Annotated in this window: 19 protein-coding genes and 1 pseudogene; 15 read left to right on the plus strand and 5 right to left on the minus strand. The window is 44.6% G+C overall.

The features are described 5' to 3' along the window. Nucleotides 1-26 precede the first annotated feature (26 nt). The 9 genes and pseudogenes from BK127_RS34070 to BK127_RS34110 all read left to right on the plus strand — a co-directional run bounded on the left by BK127_RS34070 (nt 27) and on the right by BK127_RS34110 (nt 8,806). The gene (locus BK127_RS34070) at nt 27-1,412 is read left to right on the plus strand and encodes a dihydroorotase (RefSeq protein WP_076236653.1); all 1,386 of its coding nucleotides are present in this window, start codon (nt 27-29) and stop codon (nt 1,410-1,412) included. A gap of 41 nt (nt 1,413-1,453) precedes the next feature. After that, entirely contained in the window at nt 1,454-2,338 is an 885-nt protein-coding gene (locus BK127_RS34075; RefSeq protein ID WP_076236655.1) for a dihydrodipicolinate synthase family protein, read from the plus strand. A gap of 72 nt (nt 2,339-2,410) precedes the next feature. Then, nucleotides 2,411-3,199 (plus strand): SDR family oxidoreductase, encoded by a 789-nt coding sequence (locus tag BK127_RS34080; RefSeq protein ID WP_076236657.1) that lies wholly within the window; start codon nt 2,411-2,413, stop codon nt 3,197-3,199. Nucleotides 3,200-3,484: 285 nt separating this feature from the next. Next, entirely contained in the window at nt 3,485-3,823 is a 339-nt protein-coding gene (locus tag BK127_RS34085; protein WP_083689813.1) for an ArsR/SmtB family transcription factor, read from the plus strand. An 11-nt stretch (nt 3,824-3,834) separates the two neighbouring features. Then, nucleotides 3,835-4,230 carry an SRPBCC family protein gene (locus tag BK127_RS34090; RefSeq protein ID WP_076236659.1) on the plus strand — a complete coding sequence of 132 codons (396 nt, stop codon included), beginning with the start codon at nt 3,835-3,837 and terminating at the stop codon, nt 4,228-4,230. A gap of 313 nt (nt 4,231-4,543) precedes the next feature. Beyond that, nucleotides 4,544-4,771, plus strand: a pseudogene (locus tag BK127_RS34095) (hypothetical protein); the annotation flags it as partial. A gap of 200 nt (nt 4,772-4,971) precedes the next feature. After that, nucleotides 4,972-5,652 carry a response regulator transcription factor gene (locus tag BK127_RS34100; RefSeq protein ID WP_076236662.1) on the plus strand — a complete coding sequence of 227 codons (681 nt, stop codon included), beginning with the start codon at nt 4,972-4,974 and terminating at the stop codon, nt 5,650-5,652. Beyond that, the gene (locus BK127_RS34105; protein WP_076236670.1) at nt 5,649-7,034 is read left to right on the plus strand and encodes a sensor histidine kinase; all 1,386 of its coding nucleotides are present in this window, start codon (nt 5,649-5,651) and stop codon (nt 7,032-7,034) included. Before BK127_RS34100 ends, BK127_RS34105 begins: the two co-directional genes overlap by 4 nt. An 80-nt stretch (nt 7,035-7,114) precedes the next feature. Next, nucleotides 7,115-8,806, plus strand: a complete 1,692-nt coding sequence (locus BK127_RS34110) for a S41 family peptidase (RefSeq protein ID WP_076236672.1) — start codon at nt 7,115-7,117, stop codon at nt 8,804-8,806. Between the two features lie 619 nt (nt 8,807-9,425). On the opposite strand, the gene BK127_RS34115 is transcribed toward BK127_RS34110, so the two are convergent. Together BK127_RS34115 and BK127_RS34120 are read right to left on the minus strand one after the other, a co-directional pair. Then, nucleotides 9,426-10,637, minus strand: coding sequence for an MGDG synthase family glycosyltransferase (locus BK127_RS34115; protein WP_256711576.1), 1,212 nt, complete (start codon nt 10,635-10,637; stop codon nt 9,426-9,428). A gap of 21 nt (nt 10,638-10,658) precedes the next feature. After that, nucleotides 10,659-11,279, minus strand: a complete 621-nt coding sequence (locus tag BK127_RS34120; protein WP_076236674.1) for a DedA family protein — start codon at nt 11,277-11,279, stop codon at nt 10,659-10,661. 180 nt (nt 11,280-11,459) lie between these two features. Here BK127_RS34120 and BK127_RS34125 point away from each other — a divergent pair, with 180 nt between their 5' ends. Further along, nucleotides 11,460-11,966, plus strand: coding sequence for a GNAT family N-acetyltransferase (locus tag BK127_RS34125; RefSeq protein WP_076236676.1), 507 nt, complete (start codon nt 11,460-11,462; stop codon nt 11,964-11,966). 104 nt (nt 11,967-12,070) lie between these two features. Here BK127_RS34125 and BK127_RS34130 read toward each other — a convergent pair whose 3' ends face one another. After that, nucleotides 12,071-12,979: a LysR family transcriptional regulator gene (locus tag BK127_RS34130; RefSeq protein WP_076236678.1), complete on the minus strand. Its 909-nt coding sequence runs from the start codon at nt 12,977-12,979 to the stop codon at nt 12,071-12,073. A 134-nt stretch (nt 12,980-13,113) separates the two neighbouring features. Here BK127_RS34130 and BK127_RS34135 point away from each other — a divergent pair, with 134 nt between their 5' ends. Beyond that, nucleotides 13,114-13,866, plus strand: a complete 753-nt coding sequence (locus BK127_RS34135) for an SDR family NAD(P)-dependent oxidoreductase (RefSeq protein WP_076236679.1) — start codon at nt 13,114-13,116, stop codon at nt 13,864-13,866. Nucleotides 13,867-13,973: 107 nt separating this feature from the next. On the opposite strand, the gene BK127_RS34140 is transcribed toward BK127_RS34135, so the two are convergent. Next, nucleotides 13,974-14,603, minus strand: coding sequence for an HXXEE domain-containing protein (locus BK127_RS34140; protein WP_076236681.1), 630 nt, complete (start codon nt 14,601-14,603; stop codon nt 13,974-13,976). Nucleotides 14,604-14,624: 21 nt separating this feature from the next. Then, nucleotides 14,625-15,215: a TetR/AcrR family transcriptional regulator gene (locus BK127_RS34145; RefSeq protein ID WP_076236683.1), complete on the minus strand. Its 591-nt coding sequence runs from the start codon at nt 15,213-15,215 to the stop codon at nt 14,625-14,627. A 388-nt stretch (nt 15,216-15,603) separates the two neighbouring features. On the opposite strand from BK127_RS34145, the gene BK127_RS34150 reads away from it, so the two are divergent. The 4 genes from BK127_RS34150 to BK127_RS34165 all read left to right on the plus strand — a co-directional run bounded on the left by BK127_RS34150 (nt 15,604) and on the right by BK127_RS34165 (nt 19,754). Further along, the gene (locus BK127_RS34150; protein WP_076236685.1) at nt 15,604-16,497 is read left to right on the plus strand and encodes a cation diffusion facilitator family transporter; all 894 of its coding nucleotides are present in this window, start codon (nt 15,604-15,606) and stop codon (nt 16,495-16,497) included. A 94-nt stretch (nt 16,498-16,591) separates the two neighbouring features. Further along, nucleotides 16,592-16,873: a DUF2653 family protein gene (locus BK127_RS34155; protein WP_076236687.1), complete on the plus strand. Its 282-nt coding sequence runs from the start codon at nt 16,592-16,594 to the stop codon at nt 16,871-16,873. A 322-nt stretch (nt 16,874-17,195) separates the two neighbouring features. Beyond that, the gene (locus BK127_RS34160) at nt 17,196-18,275 is read left to right on the plus strand and encodes an endospore germination permease (protein WP_076236689.1); all 1,080 of its coding nucleotides are present in this window, start codon (nt 17,196-17,198) and stop codon (nt 18,273-18,275) included. After that, complete coding sequence (locus BK127_RS34165) at nt 18,276-19,754, plus strand: spore germination protein (protein ID WP_076236690.1); 1,479 nt, start codon at nt 18,276-18,278, stop codon at nt 19,752-19,754. The last annotated feature ends 7 nt before the right edge of the window (nt 19,755-19,761 follow it).

Genomic DNA, 19,761 nt, shown 5'->3' on the forward strand with positions numbered 1-19,761 from the left:
AGATTGAATTGAGGGAGAAGAAGAGGATGAACGCTTATCATCTTGTCGTGAGAGGGAGAATTGTGCTCGAAACCGGAGTGATGGAAGGCGAGCTTGGCATTAATGACGGAGTGATTCAAACGATCAGTCCAACTCAACACTTATTAAAGGGAGTACAGGTGCTTGATTTTGGCAGGTCTTATGTTTTCCCTGGATTGATTGATGCACACGTGCATTGTTATACGAACCCGGAGGAAGGGTTTCGCAGCAACACGGCTGCTGCCGCAGTCGGGGGGATTACGACCATTATGGACATGCCATACGACTCGCCTGATCCCATCACCAATGTCGAACGGTTCGAAGCAAAAGTTCAATTGCTTGAAAAGGAATCGCTTGTCGATGTCGCATTATGGGCAAGCATTGCCAAAGGCGGTGCTGAGCAGATCAAGCCGTTGGCTGAAGCTGGGGCCATAGCATTTAAATTATCGACCTTTGAGGCAGACCCTTACCGGTTCCCGCGTATCCCCGATGACGAAGTGATCAAGGCGATGACCTTCACGCGTGAAGTAGGAATGGTGATTGCTTTTCATGCCGAGAATGGGGAATTGATCGAAAGCCTCATTGCGGAGTATACAAACCAGGGGCTTGTTGCACCTCGGGCCCACATGGAAACACGGCCTCCGGTCAGCGAATCGGTGGAGGTGCTGAAATTGATGGAATTTGCTTATTGGACAGGCGCCAAGCTGCATATTGTCCATGTCAGCCATCCTCGTACCCTGGAGCTTATTCAATGGTTTCAAAAGCAGGGCGTACAGGTAACGGCGGAAACCTGCTACCCCTACGTGTTGATGGATGTGAATGACTTGGAGCGATTGGGTCCCAAGGCCAAGATGAATCCTCCTCTTCGTGAGCGAAGCGACGTTGATCGCATGTGGAATTATGTAAAAGCAGGCGCATTCAACCTGATTTCTTCCGATCATGTTCCTTGGGATCTAAGCAGGAAGGAAGCGGGCAAGGACAATATATTTAGCGCCGCTCCGGGACTGCCAGGTTTGGAAATTATGGCTTCGCTGATTTTTGATTATGGCGTGGCGAGAGGACATCTAACCCCGGTTCAATTCGCGAATCTGTTCTCACATCATCCGGCACAATTATTCCAGATAGCCGCTAAAGGAAAGATTGCCCCTGGTTATGATGCGGATCTTACCGTTATTGATCCTTATGCTGAATGGGAAATTGATGAACGGCAGTTTCAAACCAAAGCCAGGATCACCCCCTTCCATGGGCAAAAAGTGCAAGGGAAGGTAATTCACACGATAATTCGCGGATGTACCGTGTATGACGGTAAGCAGATCGTCCAGCAGCCGGGTTTTGGGAAATTTGTAGCAGGCTCAGCTGTGAAGGGAAAGACAAGAACTGATTTTGTTTCCTGATAAATGGTTTTATGTAAGCATCAGCATTGGGAGGTCTACAGATGAGTGAATTAAAAGGACTTTGTGTCATTACAGTAACTCCTTTTCATGAAGACGGGAGTCTGGATGAAGAAAGCCTGCGGAAACTGACAGATTTTTATATCGACTGTGGTGTTCACGGTATGACCATACTCGGGATCATGGGAGAAGCGCATAAGCTGTCTGAAGTCGAAAGAATGCAGGTGATAGACATTGTTCTTCACCAGACTAAAGCGAGAGTACCTGTCGTTGTCGGTTGTTCGGCTCCTGGCAGCAATTTGGCTGCTGAATGGGCCCTAAAGGCGGAGCAAGCCGGAGCGGCAGCTGTGATGATTGCGCCTCCCGTTAACCTCCGAAACGAAGATATGCTGATCAGGTATTTTGCGATGATTGCTGACCATATCTCGATTCCGATCGTATTACAGGATGAGCCGGTGACCACCGGGGTACGGCTAAGCCCCGCCTTTATAGCCAGGCTTGTGGAGAAGGTACCTCTGATTCAGTATGTAAAGCTTGAAGAAGCACCAACCACAATCAAAATCTCCAGTATTCTTGAGCTTACCGATTTGCGTATTTTCGGCGGACTTGGAGGGATGTATCTGTACGAAGAGCTGGATCGTGGCGCTGTGGGCATCATGACCGGTTTCGCATACCCGGAAATTTTGGTAAAAACGTACGATCTGTTTACAGCCGGTAACCAAGATGAGGCGCGTGCGTATTTCTACCGATTCCTGCCATTGATCCGTTTTGAAGCACAGCTCGGTATTGGCGGGGTGACGATCCGTAAAGAAACGTTCAAATTGCGCCATACCATAGCATCTTCACATGTTCGTTTTCCCGGGACACCCGTAGACAAGCGAACGATGCAGGAGCTGCAGGATATGATTGCCTTTCTGGGGCTGTCATAATCTACATAAATGCCATATCGATAGGGTCAACCAAACAGTAGGGTGAAACATGACTGGAAGTGGAGGATTAGCATGGATTTGGGGTTATCTGGAAAAACAGCATTGGTAGCTGCCTCGAGTAAAGGACTGGGTAAAGCATGTGCTCTAGAGCTGGCGAAAGAAGGTGCTCATGTCATGCTCACCGGGCGTAACGAGGAGGATTTGCAGCGTACCCGGGCCGAATTGCTTTTACACTCGACGGGGAAGGTGGAGTATGTGGTATGTGATGTGACGAACCCGCAGCTGCTGTCTATGGCCGTGAAGCAAACGGTGGACGTATTCGGAACGATCGATATTTTAATCAATAATGCGGGAGGCCCGCCTGTAGGCAAGTTTGAGCAATTTACGGATGAAGATTGGGTGCGGGCATTTGAACTCAGTCTGCTGAGCTATGTTCGTCTGATTCGTGAGGTGTTGCCGTATATGAAAAAGCAAACCAGTGGTAAAATTATTAATTTGACCTCCTCCTCGATCAAGCAACCGATTCCGGGGCTGTTAATGTCCAATACGTTCCGTCTCGGTGTCGTCGGGCTGTCCAAGACGTTAGCCATGGAACTGGCGGCTTATAACATATTGGTGCATACCGTGGCTCCTGGACGAATTGCGACTGAACGGGTAAGAACCTTAGATGAAATCAAGGCGAAGCAGGCAGGCATTTCTGTAGAGCAGGTAGAGATGGAATCCCGCAAAGCGATACCCCTTGGACGTTATGGCGACCCGGAGGAATTCGGTAAAGTGGTTGCTTTCCTTGCATCAGAGGCGGCATCCTATATGACCGGCAGTACCCTGCTGATCGATGGCGGTTTGGTAAAAAGCTTGTAGGGCAGGAGCCCCATCATGATTGTCAACCACTTTTTAGCAGCTTTGTGTAACAAGTGTGTAACGAAATAGGTTTTGATGCACCCTTGAAATAGTTCATATTGAAACCGGACCTGGCGCGAGCGATGGTTCCGGTTTTTTTCGTTCGTTCCTTTATCAATCAAATCATTAATTAAGTATTTACTTTATAAAGGACATCATGTATTATAAATTTACAATCAAATATATACACCAAGGTAAGACCGTTACAGTACAAATCTTGTAGGGAAAGGAGGGGCGGACCGATATATGGCGATAGATATATTCTCAGCACTGGCTGATCCAACGCGGCGAAGGATCTTGGAGATATTGGCAGACCATGATGGGTTCCCGGCATCGGAAATTCACAATCAATTCCAAGTCAGCCCACAGGCAATTTCCCAGCATCTAAAAATTCTTCGTGAAGCCAATTTGGTTCACATGGAGAAGAAAGCGCAGCAACGCATATATCGTATAAACACTGAAGCTATGGTTGAATTTGAAGAGTGGTCTTGTCGAATGAGGCTGCGCTGGAGCAGTCGTCTAGATACGCTGGATGTTGTTTTAAAAGCAGAAATGGAAAAATCGAAAAAAAACCAAACAGAATAGGAGAATGTCAAATGAGTAAAAGTCCCAACATGCAAGACATTGTCATAACGCGGGAGTATGACTATCCGGTGGAGTTAGTTTGGAAGGCGTGGACAGACCCGACGCTAGTCATGAAATGGTGGGGGCCTGCACACTATACCTCACCTCGATGTGTAATTGATTTTCGCGAAGGCGGCAAATATGTATTTGGCATGCGTGCTGCCGAAACACATGGCGGCACGGAGTCATACTCGGCCGGTGTGTATAAGAAAATTGTGCCGATGCAGCGGCTTGAATTCAACCAATACTTATCGGACCGAGATGGAAACGCCATCGATCCGATTCAAGTGGGTGTCCCGGCAGATTTTCCTAAAAACATTGAGTTCATTATCGAATTCATCGCCAAAGACGTAATATCCTCATCATGAGCGACACATCGGTGTTTGGGCAAAAATGGCTATTCAACAAGGACCTAAAACCGGTTAATAAAACCGAAGCCTAGCTTGCAACAAGCCCTACCAATCCGAAATTCATTTCGGAATACCGCCAGGCACTTCAGGCGTTCATCGAAAAGCACCGCGATGGGCCCAATCCAGCTCTTTGAGGGACGGGTAGTTATGCTTATACTATGTTATAATATGGTAAATTGACGCTTTGTAAAATGGGGAGGTATCGATGAAAAAATCATTTTTTCGAGCTCTCATAGTAGGAATACTATTTGTATTTGTATATTATGCTTTTCAGATTATTCAAGGGATGTATCTCACAATGAAATATGTTCCAAATATTGTCGAGGCATACGAGTCAGTGGATCATCTACAAAATAAAGTTACATTTGGATATAAATCAAACCTACTGTGGAGAATGATAGAAATCCTCGCAATAATGCTACTTGGAATAGTTGTATATTATGCAGGGCGGATATTGAGAAGGAAGAAATTACGCTACCATGAAAATTTACTTCGGTAACTCGGCAATAAGACAATACTAAAGAAGACGCGGCTCATTCATTATTTAAAAAGGGGCAGCGCCTGGGATATGGATGATCCGTAGATCAGGAGACTTCTGAAATACTTTAGAATCCATTCCACGCACGCCGAGATACGCTAATAAAATTTCGCTTTTTTATGATAAGTTATGCTATAAGTTCTCATTGGAGGATTGTTTATATGGTCAAAATTCTTATCGTGGACGACGATCCGCACATCCGCGCCCTGATGCGCCTGTACTTGAAGAATGAAGGGTTCGATCTGACGGAGGCGGACAACGGGATCGATGCGCATGCCATTGTCAAAGGTTCGGGAATCAGTCTGGTTATCCTCGACATTATGATGCCGCATATGGACGGATGGGATTTGTGTAAAGAGATTCGGAAAAGCGATCCCGACATTCCGCTCCTGATGGTAACGGCCAAGGACGAATCGGGTCAAAAGATAAAAGGCTTCCAACTCGGGACCGATGATTATATGACGAAGCCTTTCGATCCGGTTGAGCTTGTGATGAGGGTTAAAGCGTTACTGAAGCGATACCGTATTGCCTCGTCCCAGGTCATCCCGTTGGGTGAAATCGTACTGAACCGGAAAACGTATAAGGTCATGCGAGGAGACGAGGAATTGGCTTTGCCTCTGAAAGAATTTGAACTGTTGTTCGTGCTTGCCGGCCACCCGGGGCAGATTTTTACGAGAGAGCAGCTGATCACCCAGATTTGGGGCATGGATTACGAAGGAGACGACCGGACCGTCGACGTTCATATCAAGCGACTACGGGAACGCTTTGCCGAGGACGTCCGCCATTTTCGCATTGAAACGGCACGAAGCATCGGCTATCGTCTGGCGGTTAATCCGGAATGAGAACGTTATACGTTCGCGTCGTGCTGACTTTTCTGGCCGTCATCGTCATCAGCTTGATCTCATCCCTTCTCCTCGCCCTTGCTCTATTCCAGAATGATCTAAACGCTACGGGGAAAAACGATATGATAGCGGCCGGCGATCGTATCATACGCGTGTACGAACAAACGAATTCTCCGGATTTGGATGCTTTCATGGATAATATGGCCGAATTGGTTTCCTATACCTTGCAGCTTTACGACGGCAATGGCGGGATGAACTCCTATGTACCGTCCAATGGCAAGAAGGCCGAAAGGATTAACCCGGAATCCGTTCACAAGGTGCTGCGCGGAGAGTTGTACCGTTCGCAAGGGAAAGATAACGGAACGTTCATCGGCCTTCCGTTTTCATCCGAAGGAAAACGTTATGCCTTATTTTTGCAGAGCTCTTCCAAGAACGAAATCACGATCATCCGTTTATTGTTCACCATTCTGTTCCTCATGCTCGCGATCGGAAGCTTGTGTATTCTCGTTGCTGGCAGATACCTGGTGAAACCCCTTCAAGCGATGACGCATGCGACTAAGCGGCTGGCCAAAGGCGACTTCGAGGTTGAGTTGAAAATCAATCGGGGAGACGAACTGGGAACTCTCTCGCGGAGCATTAACGACATGGCTCGGGAAATCAAGCAAATGGAGCGGATGCGACAGGATTTCGTATCGAACGTGTCTCATGAAATCCAATCGCCGTTAACTTCCATCTCCGGATTCGCGAAGGCGTTGAAGGACGGCAATCTTGTTATTGCAGAGGATGATCGCGTCCAATGCTTGGATATTATCGTTATCGAGAGCGACAGGTTGTCCAGACTCAGCAATAATCTGCTGAAGCTCGCTTCCCTCGAATCGGATCATCATCCGTTCGAGACGGAGTCATTTAACTTAGATGAGCAAATTCGGCGAGTTATCGTCGCGTGCGAGCCCCAGTGGTCGGCAAAAAGCATTCGCGTCGATATAGAATCCCCTTCAAGTGCTGGCGTTAGAATAACGGCCGACCAGGATCAACTCAATCAAGTTTGGATGAATTTGCTCGGGAATGCCATAAAGTTCACGCCTTGCGCCGGACAAGTCTTCATCGCGATCAGCCGACCCCATCCTCATGAGATTGCCGTTGCGATAAGCGATTCTGGGATCGGTATTGCGCAGGAGGACTTAAGCCGTATTTTCGAGCGCTTCTACAAAGCGGACAAGTCGCGGGCTGAAGACCAGAGCGGTAATGGTCTTGGTCTTGCCATCTCTCAAAAAATCGTTACTCTCCATCTTGGAAGCATAGAGGTGAAGAGTACGGTCGGTCTGGGCACAACGTTCACAGTGACGCTCCCCGCTGTTCCTCCTTCCGTTTCTGTCCTTTAAAAAGTGAGTTCACGCTCCGTTCATATTACTCCAATAAGCTCATTACGAAACACATTGAACCGATTGGAGGAATATGAACGATGAGCCTTATTCAAGATATTATCGATTCATTGAAATGGTTGACTGCCTGGGAAATGATTTTATGCGCGCTATACTTGTTCGTCTTACTGCAGTATGCTATGCCCATTCTCAAAAATAACCGGTGGTTTTATTTTATTCCGAGCTTGGGTGTAATCATTGCGAGTATAAGCCTTATCAATGGCGATGCCTCAATGCTTGCTCTGCTGATTTACTCCTCAACGGCCATACTTTTCTTATGCACCGTTAGAGGAATCTTTAAACCGGCCATTAAGCCGATGTCCCCGAAATTTCGGATCGTTATGGTTTTCGTTTGCGTCCTCGGCTCCCTGCCTACGTTACTGGCATTAACCATTGCGGGTGAAGTTCGATACAATCCAGTGAGCGATTTAAGCCATAAGAGCTATTCCAAAGCTTTCATCGCGATGAACGAAAGGTTGTCCGCCGAATATCCTTTCGGAGACTGGAAAAAAATCGATTGGGAAGCAAAGAGGAATAAATTCGAGCTTTTATTCCTCCAAGCGGAAATCAACCAAGATCCGAACCTCTACTATAAAACTTTAAGGGATTACCTCTTTTCTTTCCGTGACGGTCATATCAAAATCGCGAACGAACATCTGTACGACGATAATAACGTATTTAAGAATGAAGTCGGCGGCGGAGTCGGAATTAGTGCGATTCGATTGGATAATGGCAAGGTGTTGGTTAGCTTGCTGTTAGCGGGAAGCCCGGCCGACAAATGCGGAATCAAGCTCGGAGCCGAAATCATTTCGTGGGATGGGAAAGACGTTCAGAAAGCCTTGGACCAAACGTCCTGGAGCGAGAACCCGTCGGCAACCGAAGGAGATCGGATTCAAAATCAAGGACGGTTCTTGGCAAGAGCTCCGATCGGCAAAGAAATCCAAGTCAAATTTCGGAATCGAGACGACCAAGCGATCATGACTGAGACGCTTACAGCCTATGACGATCAGTACGAGACCTTGAAGAAAACGAAGTTAAAACTGAAGAAAGAAGATCCTCCAGTGGAAGGGGAGATTCTTAGGAATGAATATGGGTACTTGAAATTCAAATATTTCCTTCCTGGAACAACACAATCCGATCCCGCGAAAGCGCTGGAAGATAAATTAAAAGAGTTTCAGGAGAAACGCGTAAAGGGAATAATCATCGATCTACGGGATAATCCGGGCGGAGATGATGACCTTGTTGCCCAAATGGCAGGACATTTCGTGAACGAGAAAAAGATCTTTGAATACGTCAGTTACTACAATCGGAATACGGGTCGATTCGAAATCAACCGTTCCGAAACCAGAACCGTTCAACCTTCGCAGATTTACTTTCCAGGGGAAATAGCCGTCCTTATTAATCATAACACCGCGAGCTCGGGGGAAGGCTTACCTTTATTATTAAAAGGAATGCCCAATGTTAAGATTATCGGCTTTATGTCTACGAATGGTTCGTTCGGCGTCGTGTCCGCCCCTATAGAAATTAAAATGCCGGGAGGATATGTCGTGCGGTTCCCAGATGGCAGGTCACTTAATAAAGACAAAAAGATTCAAGGCGATAGCGATGAACGCGGACAAGGAGGAGTGACTCCTGACATTACGGTTCCCATGAACGAGCAAACGTTTAAGATGAAAGTTATCGAAGGGCAGGACGTGGAATTGAATTATGCGTTAGCTTCTTTCAATGACTAGTTGGGTCCTCTCTATATACTTCAGTAGGCGCTAATCATTAGGGGGTTGAAAACCTATGTAAGAGTAGCAGATTATGCCTATGTGTTGGAATGCAAGTATGCCGAACAGTACGGTTCTGCTCCACTAGGACTGGGGTATGATTGCAGTAATGGTCGGCATGCCTCGCAAGGGTATTTCATGGGGAAGTTATTGCAAACGGATGTACGCTAGGAGAGCTAGAGACAGCTAGAGCATTTTTGGATGCAGGGTGCTAGGCATATATTGGACCAAACGATTATCCAGATGGAAGTGTTGCGCTGATGTTTGCCATTCGACTATTTTATGGGATAATTCAAAAAATAAAAAGAACGTGTAAGAAGCTTTCCATCTGACTCAATCTATGGAAAAGGATATGTCTATGTACCAATTTTTCGAGTAAGGGTCCATATAGCTGTTAGTCAACCTTCTTGGAAGCTTCATTTGCAGCTTACGCTGCGGCCTCGTAACCTCCAAACTTGCACGGTTACATGACGGACGCTCTCGCATATCCCGCAATATAATGGGTACCAATAAACTTGCTATTCCATTACATCCATTCAGCGGGCGATGCCAGTTTCGATGGTATTCTCTTTTATACTTATCAAATATTAATGGCATACGTTCGCTGAACCTTTTCCCTTGCCATCTTGTAAGGACTCTTCGTCTCCAGTATCGCAGTGAGCGTATGAAGAGCGCCTTCTTTCAAATGGCTTAGGCGTGCATTTCTTTTCAAATTCAACAGAAGAGACTGATCATGAATGACTTGAAGCAGCTGCCTTTTCAACTCTGCAGCGTTCTTGGCTTCCATTGCAGCTCCAAGACCGACAAGGTATGCCGCATTATCCTGCTCTTGACCGCGAATCGGTTTATATAACATCATTGGCAGTTCTAGCGCTAACGCCTCTGATACGGTAAGGCCTCCCGGCTTAGTTACGATCAAATCAGACAAGGCCATAAGCTCATGCACATGATCCACAAAACCAGTGATGATTACGCTGTGTGGAATTAGTGCTCCTATTAGTTCGTCTTCAAGCCACTGCTTTAGTTTCTCATTGCGTCCGCATACAAAAATAAATTGCACTGGAGCAGTAAGCTCATTGTCTTGCAGAACGGACATCAGCTGCTTACCAATCAGACCATGCCCGCCTCCCATCACAAGTATGGTTGGCATCATACGATCCAGATGGTGTTTATCGCGAAGCATGAGGCGGTCATACGTTAGTGTAAACGGCAGCCCGATCGGAATGCCGGTCACCACAATCCGATGCTCGGGAATGCGGTGCCGCAGCAGCTTTTGCTTCACATGCTCGGCACCAACCAAATATAGGTCTGTACCTGGATGAATCCAGTAGCTGTGGTCGGTATAATCCGTCAAGACTGTAACTGTTGGGACAGCTGTCAAACCGTTCGATTTCAGGTACGACATGGCCGCAGCAGCTCCAGGGAATGTGCTGACGACCTTTGTTGGTTTTATCTCGTCAAGAAGTTCTACCATTCTGTCCGTACTGAACGATTTCATCCGTTTGAACCAATTTGAAAATGTATTCACATCACGAGTTTTGCTGTATAGATAGCCGTATACCGATGGCAGATTTTTCATCCACTGGATGTAGCAATACTTGCCAACCGAATGCAGATATGGATGGGTCCACTCCAAAAAATCAACTACCTTCACCTCGGCCTCAGGATTATAAAACCTCGCTGCTTCAAGTATCGCCTGTGCCGCTTTATTATGACCATCCCCCAGTGAGCCTGTAAGAATGAGTATTCTCTCTCTTTTAGCCATCATCTCAAGCTCCTTCCTTTGATCCATGCTTCGAGCTCCAGCCCAAGCTTATTTAACAGATTTGGTTCGTATCCAATTCATAATGGCCATTTTATTATGTTTGACGAGAAAGACTGTCACCAATCCAATTGCCACTACACTAATGGCTATTACGGAATATTGAGAAATGATGTGAAGCCATTGTTCTATTTGTTGACCAAAAATTTTCCCGATCATGACATAAGTCAACACCCAGACAAATCCACCCATATAGTTATAGAGGAAAAAAGTGCGCAACCGAACCCTAAGAATTCCAGATACATAGCCTGTGAAGTGTCGCAATCCGGGAATAAAGTAGCTAACAAGTATGATCTTGTCACCATATTTGTCGAACCATTTGGTTACCTTGGTTAACCGTTCCTGATTCAGAAAGAAATACTTTCCGTACTTTTCAAAGAAGGGGGTACCCAGCTTATAACCTAAATAATATGTAAAAGTTGTACCGACTATGGCCCCCAAATAAGAGCAGAGGATGATTAACGGGATACTAAAACTCCCGAGATTATTCATGTGACCAGAAATAGCCATTGCTAGTTCTCCAGGAAAAGGTAAGGCCAAGGATTCAGCAAATAATCCAAAAAATAAAACAAAGTACCCGTATTGTCCAAAAAGATTGCCCAACCATTCCATTTCTTATGCTCCTCACTGGCCACCAAGCGACTTTAATTACATTACCTAGCTTAACTTAAATATACAATACCCATAACTGGCTAAGGTTTAGTTTTGTACTAGACTTTGGTCTTGGAAAGAGTAAAATAAACAGACATGGTCTAATCTTATTGGGCAGATGTAAGAAGGGTGGTAAATTTCATGGAAATCGTTTTTACAAGAGTAGAGACTGAAGAAGAAATCGCGGTTTTAGCTCGATTGGCATCTGAAATTTGGAAAGATTATTTTGTACTCGTCATATCCAATGAACAAATCGACTATATGCTAGACAAATTTCAATCCGTTCAAGCAATCACTGAGCAAATTACAAAACAGGGATATGAATACTATTTTATGAATGTTAATGGCAGCAGCATCGGGTATCTGGGTATAAAGCAAGAAGAAGGCAAGCTATTTCTGAGCAAGTTTTACATACATAAAGACCATCGCGGCAAAGGTTATGCAAGTCAGGCTATGGAGCTATTGGTGAATCTATGCAAAAATCGGAAATTAGATACAATATGGCTTACGGTAAATCGCTATAATGATGCCACAATTGCAATTTATGAGAAAAAAGGGTTTAAAACTGTACGTACTCAGGTAGCGGATATAGGAAATGGTTTTGTAATGGACGATAATATCATGGAAAAAGTAATTGTGTTGGAGTGAATAGTGATTTGATGACCTTCAGAGACTCTTTTATCAAAAAACCATGGCTAATGGTCACAGTTATACCCCATGAAGAAAATTTCATGGGGTATTTTAGATACTTATTAGTTTTTTAAGTCGGGCTGTACGGCAAAGCTTTTCACGATTTCAGCAAACTTCTCCACCTGAGCAGTCTCGTTGCCGCGAAGCCAGCAAATAGCGAGTTTGATTTCAAACAATGGTTTCACCAGTGGAAGATATGTGATGTCATTATCGAACAGCTTGCTCATGCAGCTAAGCACGAGGGCGGTGCCAACGCCAGCGGCTACAAGACCGATTACTGCCTGGTCACTGGCTGCCTCCTGTACGATATTTGGACTAAAGCCTGCTTGACGGCAAGAGAGCACAAAGTAATCGAACAAAATTGGCGAATAGTTTCGGTTCAGAACGACAAAAGACTCGTTTGCCAAATCAGACAAGCAGATTTCCTTATTTCCGGACAAATGATGCTCTTTGGGCAGCGCTACGACGATATATTCTGTAGAGTAAGTAAGCCATTTCATGCTTAACTCACTATGCTTATCGTCTAAATAGACGGAAAAGCCGATATCGATTTCGCCCTGCAGCAGCTTTTGCTCCAATTGATGAGCGGCTAACTCGAGCATCACGATCTCAACTTCAGGATAACGCTCCCGATACAGACGTACGGCGCTTGGAAGAACACTGTACAGCATAATTCCGAAATAACCGATGGTAAGCTTGCCTCTCTTGCCGTTCTCAGCCCGTATCGCTTCGTCTACGCCTCGCTGCAAATGCTTGAATACAAGCAGAACCTCCTCCAGCAGCGCTTCACCTGCCAAAGTCAATTCAACCTTGCGTGTCGTTCGTTTGAATAATTGAACACCAAGCTCGCCCTCCAGCAGCCCGATCTGATGGCTGACCGTTTGCTGTGAAGCATGCATGTGCTCGGCAGCGCGACCAAAATGCAGCTGATTGGCTACTTCCGCAAAGTATTTAAGCTGCTGAAGCTCCATAATGGGATCTCCTTCTATAATTAAATTCTTCTTTCGCACACGTATTATACTATTTGAATTGTTAATTAACAATTATTTGGTGCTTTATTCAGTAAATCACCATCCGTTATACTTGGTCTGAGGTGATTAGTATCATGACAAAATTAGAAAATAAGGTAGCCATCATTACGGGAGGAGCTTCAGGTGTCGGGAATGGAATTGCAAAGGCCTTTGTAAAAGAAGGTGCAAGAGTGGTAATCGTTGATTATAATGATGAAGCCGGCAAACAAGCAATTGAAGAACTGCAATTGATACAACCTGATTCCATTTTTATCCATGCCGATTTAGCAGATTTCAGTACGCATTCCCACATTATTAGTAAAACCGTAGATACTTTTGGACAGATTGATATACTCGTAAACAATGCTCAGAGCTCAAGAGTTAAACCTTTTCAGGAAACGACTCAGGAGGACTTGGAATTGCCTTTCAAAACAGGTTTTTTTCCAACGTTTTATCTTATGCAATATGCGTTACCTTATTTAAAAGAAGCAAAGGGGCATATCATTAACTTTGCATCCGGGGCGGGAATTACTGGAGAAGCGAATCAGGCTGCCTATGCAGCTGCCAAAGAGGCGGTCCGAGGTCTATCACGCGTTGTGGCCAATGAATTTGGTCCATATGGAGTCAAAGTAAACGTTATTTGTCCATTTGCTAATTCACCGGGCGTTAAGCAGTGGGCTGAACATATGCCCGATGCATTTGCAGAAACCTTATCGAAAATCCCACTTCGTAGAGTAGGGGATGTTGAAGAAGATATCGGTCGGGCGGTTGTGTTTTTTGCAAGCCAGGATTCCGATTATATAACGGGTCAAACTCTAATGGTTGATGGAGGAGGCTGCAGATTATAAATAATGATTAGAGCATTATTTATTATTTCCACAAATTGTATAACCCGTAAGAGGCATCTTAATGGATTGACCTTCTTACGGGTTTTTATTTATCTAAATACCTTTTTTCAGTGTAAATCTTTGTAATTTCCAAGCTGCTTCTTGGTAAAACTGTAGGGTGATTGTACGTTTTTCAACCAGATATTCCCTTGAATAATAAATAAATAGACTGCGATGACGAAATATACAGTTCCCGTGATCCAGTCCGACAAGGATACAAGATGGTGAGTAGTGATGTATGTGATATACCAAATCCCGACCGGTAAATGGAGAAAAATCGCTGTGAATAACCCCGGATTGTAGAAGGATCTGATTTTCAGGTTAGCAAATACGCCATGCCACACAATTTGAAAGAAACCCATGAAGACCGGAGCAAGACCAAGCCAAATAACAGTGGGAAAAAGGACAGGCAGTAAATAAAAAATGTAAGCAATGAGCAGATTAATAATCATAGCTGAATGCGGATTGAGCGGATAATGATCCGGGCGGGCACTCTTAAATATAGCGATATTAAATAAGCCGCCGAAGGTCCCAGGCCAACGGTATTCCTCGAATTGATGTATCAAAATGGAAACAAAGCTGAACCCTACAATACCACGCAATTCCCATATCATTCCCCAATTCAACAGTACATATAAGGATACGCCCACACCTAAGAGAAGACCGAAGTCCTGCCAATGTTTTCTCACCATATTCATAGTAATCGCTCCTTATTATTACTATTCTTGGACAAAATAGCGTTCGAACAGCAGATCAATTTGCTGATCTATGGTGGAGATGTGCATCCCAGTCCCCGACAAGATCAAGGGTTTCATTAGCTCCGGAAGAAATATCGCCCCGAATATTTGCATCATCATCATCTTCAGTATGTCGGGATTTGTTTCCAGTGTTATTTCCGATAACGTGCTGGAGATCTTCTCAAAACCCGTCAAGCGGAGAAACTGACCGTATTCATTCTGAGATGCGAAAGGGGTGCTTCCTAGGGTAATAATTTTGCATACCAGCTCCCGATTTTGGCTAATTACTCCGACGTAATCGGTTAAAAACTGTTTGAGCCGTGCTTTGTGAGACATGGTTGTGTTGTCTAATATTGCAAAACTTACTTGAAAACCACTTAATAAGGAGTGAATGGCTTCGCTAATCAGCTTGTCTTTGGACCCGAAATAGTAGTTGACCAAAGCGATATTGGTTTCAGAATGGTTGGCGATTTTTCGAATCGTAATGGCCTCAAACCCTTCCTTTTTTATGAGCTCCAGGGTCGTATTTAAAATTTTCTCTCTTGTCATATTTTGCTTTTCAGATGCTGTCATTTTTGACCTCCCAACTTTATTGTAGGTGATAATATTAAATGAATAAAATTAGTTTTAAACAATGTTTTAAACATTGTTTAAATTATTCTACCACGTTTGTATTAACAACTCAATAACAAACGCTTAACATCCTCATAACGCAAAAAGTCCACTAACAACAGGGTTGCTGTGGACTTTTTTCTACCGTTTGGCCAAGGCCTCAATAACCAACTTCCCTAATCGTTTACACTATTTTTTCACCTTTCACACGCTCCTTATATTCCCTTCATTATCGTTTGTCGGCAGCACTTCTTGATGTATCAGAATATGTCAAAGAGGGGAACGATAACCGTTGGAACACTTGGCAGGTCATACCATGCTAAAATAGATGGGAAGGGGTTACGAAGAAATGTCAACGCATAAGTCATCTGCAATACTAGCCTTATGGATCAGTCTCATTAGTAATTTGATACTAACTGCATTAAAGATTGTTGTCGGATATGTATTCAACAGTCAGGTGCTCATAGCAGACGGAATCCACAATGCGGGTGACGTTGTAGCAACCATTGCTGCCCTTACGTCGTCGATGGTTTCGAAGAAACCAGCTGATGATGATCATCCCTATGGGCACGGTAAAGCGGAGGTCATTTCTTCTGCGTTTGTTGCCATTATTCTGGCTTTTGCTGCTATTTTTATGGTCTATAAATCAATCGAAGCGATACTCATGCCTATAGCAGAAGCGAGTATTATTACATTAATTGCAGCGTTCATTTCATTACTATGGAAACAAGGGCTCTATACCTACTGCATTCGGCTTGGAAGAGAGATGAATAGCAAAAGTTTGATTGCCACGGCAAACGACCACCTTGCGGATGTGTATGCTTCTCTTGCCGCTGTGGCAGGTATTGGCGTAGCTTTGATTGGCGGCTATTATAACATGTCATTTGGCCATTATGGAGATCCGGTTGCGGGAATCCTTGTATCCTATTTTGTTATGAGATTAGCTTTTAAAATGGGAAAGGAATCCATTGGCATTTTAATGGAAGCCAACGTAACCGCGGAGCAATTGGGCCAATTGGAAAACATTGTTCGATCGATTCCTCAGGTCAAGAGGGTGGATCGCATTCGAGCAAGAGATCACGGTCACTACATGATTGTGGATATTAGGGTTAGTGTACCCAATGAATTAACGATTCAAGAGGGTCATGATGTCAGCCTTCTGATCAAGAATGCAATCAAAAATGAAGTTCAAGCTGTTGGGGAAGTATTGGTGCATTTGAATCCGTGGTATGAAAAGAAGTAATAAAATGAAACCATGAAGCCGTATTGTCGTACTATAAAAATAAGTTATAAAATATTTAAAATTAATCCTTATGGATGGACGAGGCCCTTTAAACATGAGACTATCTGAGCAAGAAATCATCAATGCCATTTGCATGCATTTGGCCGAACGGAAACAGCTTCAGCCGACACAGATTGAGGTTGAGATGATGTGGGATGAGGACTATGGCTTTTCGGCAGAAGTTCATTCCGAAGGTCGCAGCTATATTATCATTGCGTCCACTATCAAGGAAGCCATTGCACGTTATATGCTAACACAGCACAACGTTGAAGTAATCAGCGAGCAAATTCATTTGCAATTGAATGAGGAAATCGTCGCAGACATTATTTATAATTAAAAAAATCCGAATATAGTTGCGGGTGTGATCGATGCGGTGGCTAACAATGATAAGGGAATATCAGGTATTTTATGGAAAGCACATATGATGCCCATTAAAACCTTTGTAGGGAGATTCATCCATTCATTCACAAAAAAAGTCAAGATGAACGTGTTTTCTCACGTATCCTGACTTTTTTTTATTTCTTCAGGCTGAGGTCGACAATAGAAAATCGTGCCATTCACACATGTGTCGAATTATCGTACGAGTATTTCATGCATATGAATTCCATTTTTGGATATTATACCAATGCATACAGTGATCCTGTTTCCGGGGGTAAGCGATGGAGGCAACCTTTTCAAGACGGCAGATCCTATTCATGCTGCTGTTGTCGCTTGGTATCTCGAATCATGTGTTTATTATTCCTCATCTTATCCAAGCGGCAGGACGTGACTCCTGGTTCAGCATCCTGCTTGGGTATGTGGTTTTGTTAGGTTGGAGTTTGATTTTGTACCTGGTATTAAAGTCCATGCATGCTACAACATTTAACGACTGGCTTAAGGAGAGGATCGGAAAATTCGGATGTTCGCTCGTTTGCGGCGTATTGGTCTTATACCTCCTGATCTTAGGGATGTTGATCATTTTCGATACGACAAGAAACATAAATATTTACTTGCTTCCCAGAACGCCGAACGCCGTAGTCGTTCTCAGTTTTGTGCTTGTTTCTTACAGCGCGGCAAGATCTGGACTCAAAACGATTGTCTATATGTCTACCGTGTTATTGCCGATCGTGTGGTTGCTGGGAATCAGCATTTCCATACTTACCATGAAAAGCAAAGATTATGGCATCATTCATCCCTTCTTTGTGGAAGGAATAGGGCCGAATCTGCACGGAGGGGTGATTGTGTTCGGAGGAAGTGTAGAGCTGCTGGTACTGCTCCTGCTGCAGCATAAAATAAGCAAACCTATAAGTTACGGAGCGATGTTTGTGCTGCTAACCTTGCTGATAGGTCTTATTGCCGGGCCTACCTTAGGGTCCTTGTCCGCTTTCGGTCCTTCAGAAGCTGGTAATATGCGGTTTCCCGCCTTCGAACAATGGCGGTTGGTTATGATTGGCGACTACATCTCCCACGTCGATTTTTTGGCTGTATTTCAATTGATGGCCGGCAGTGTTACAAGATCAGCCCTTCTTTTGCATTTGCTGTCCGAACTGGTTATAGGACGATTCCCGAAGTTTCGCCAAACCGTACTCGGTTTTTTTACGGCTCTTGTTTCTATACCTTCTCTAATGCAAATCAGCGACATCACGATGCAGGAAGTGGTCCACCGCTACTTCTATACGTTATCGTTCATTTTTGGAATCACGATGTTGGCGGCTCTATATGTATTTTCCTTTATACCGAAAAGGAAAGGAGGATATTGAATGAATCAAACACCCGAGGAAGTTACGCTCTTTGCGGAGTTGGACGATAATCTGCGCAATGGAACCTTGCAGAAGGATGCAATGATACAAGTCTTCTCTCAATATTCCGACATCTATTTCCCTCCGGTGCCGCAACAGGAGTTGTCGGATAAACTGACGGTTCTCTACTGCGAAGGTATGATTGATAAAAATCAGCTAAACGAGTATTTCGCCAGCGTGTGCCTGTATGCAAGCCATGCAGCTTTCCATCTGGACACAGCTTCGGACCAAACGGAAACATTACCTCTGTTCGTTATAAAAAAGACGATCGAAGAAATGGTTGCAGGGCTGTTCAGCGGCCAATTGATCCTTTATTACGTTGGAAATACCGACTTTTGGGTGGTCGATATTTCCGATGTTCCAAAACGTGCATTGCAAGAATCCAGTACGGAAATTTCGATTAAAGGGCCGAAGGATGCTTTCACGGAAGAATTGTTTACGAATATGGCTCTGATTCGGAAGCGTCTGCAAACGGGAATGTTATTTAGCGAAATGTTCGTCATCGGGAGCTTGAGCAAAACTCGCGTATCCCTGATCTATCTGAGCCACAAAGCAAATCCGGATATGATTGCCGAGGCGCGCCAACGATTGGAAACTATTCAAACGGAAAGCGTGCTGAGCAGCGGGCAGCTCGAACAGTGGCTGTCGAATCGGACTTTCTCGCTGTTTCCTTTGATTGATTATATCGGTCGGCCCGATTTTGTTATTGAAACTTTGTTGCGTGGAAGATTCGCCATTCTTGTAGACGGATCTCCTATGGTGCTTATCGGACCGAGCAATTTTCTGGAGCTGCTGAAAACGCCTGAAGACGTTCATTTTCCTTATTATTACGTTATGTTCCAGCGGGCTCTTCGACTCATCGGCTTGATGCTGAGCATTTATTTGCCGGGATTCTGGATGGCGATTGCGACCGTGAATCTGGATCAGATTCCATTGGCTTTGTTATCGACGGTCGTCCTTTCACGCGATGGAGTTCCGTTTCCTATGATCCTTGAATCCCTGTTGCTGCTTTTTTTGTTCGAATTGCTTCGGGAAGCCGGCGTCAGGCTTCCTAAGGCAGTCGGGCAGACGGTCGGCATTGTCGGTGGCCTGATCATCGGAGAATCCCTCATCCGGGCAGGCCTTGCTTCTCCCACGTTGCTCGTCGTTATCGCCATTTCGGCAGTGGCTACATTTTCATTGGTCAATCAATCCTTGTCCGGCACAGTCAGTATCCTCAGAATATTCATCACTTTGGTATCCGCTTTCCTCGGCGTATACGGATTCATGATGGCTATGTTTGTCATTCTGATTTACCTGTGCAGGCTCGAAAGCTTCGGATTGGCGTTTCTTGAGCCCATAGCCTCCTTACGTTTTAAAGAGTGGTTGGCTGCTTTTTTGGTCGATCCGTTCAAAAGATCCCGTTTCTCGGCTCCAATGTTAAAAAAACAAAAAAAGTGAGAAGACT

Source organism: Paenibacillus sp. FSL H7-0331, assembly GCF_001956045.1.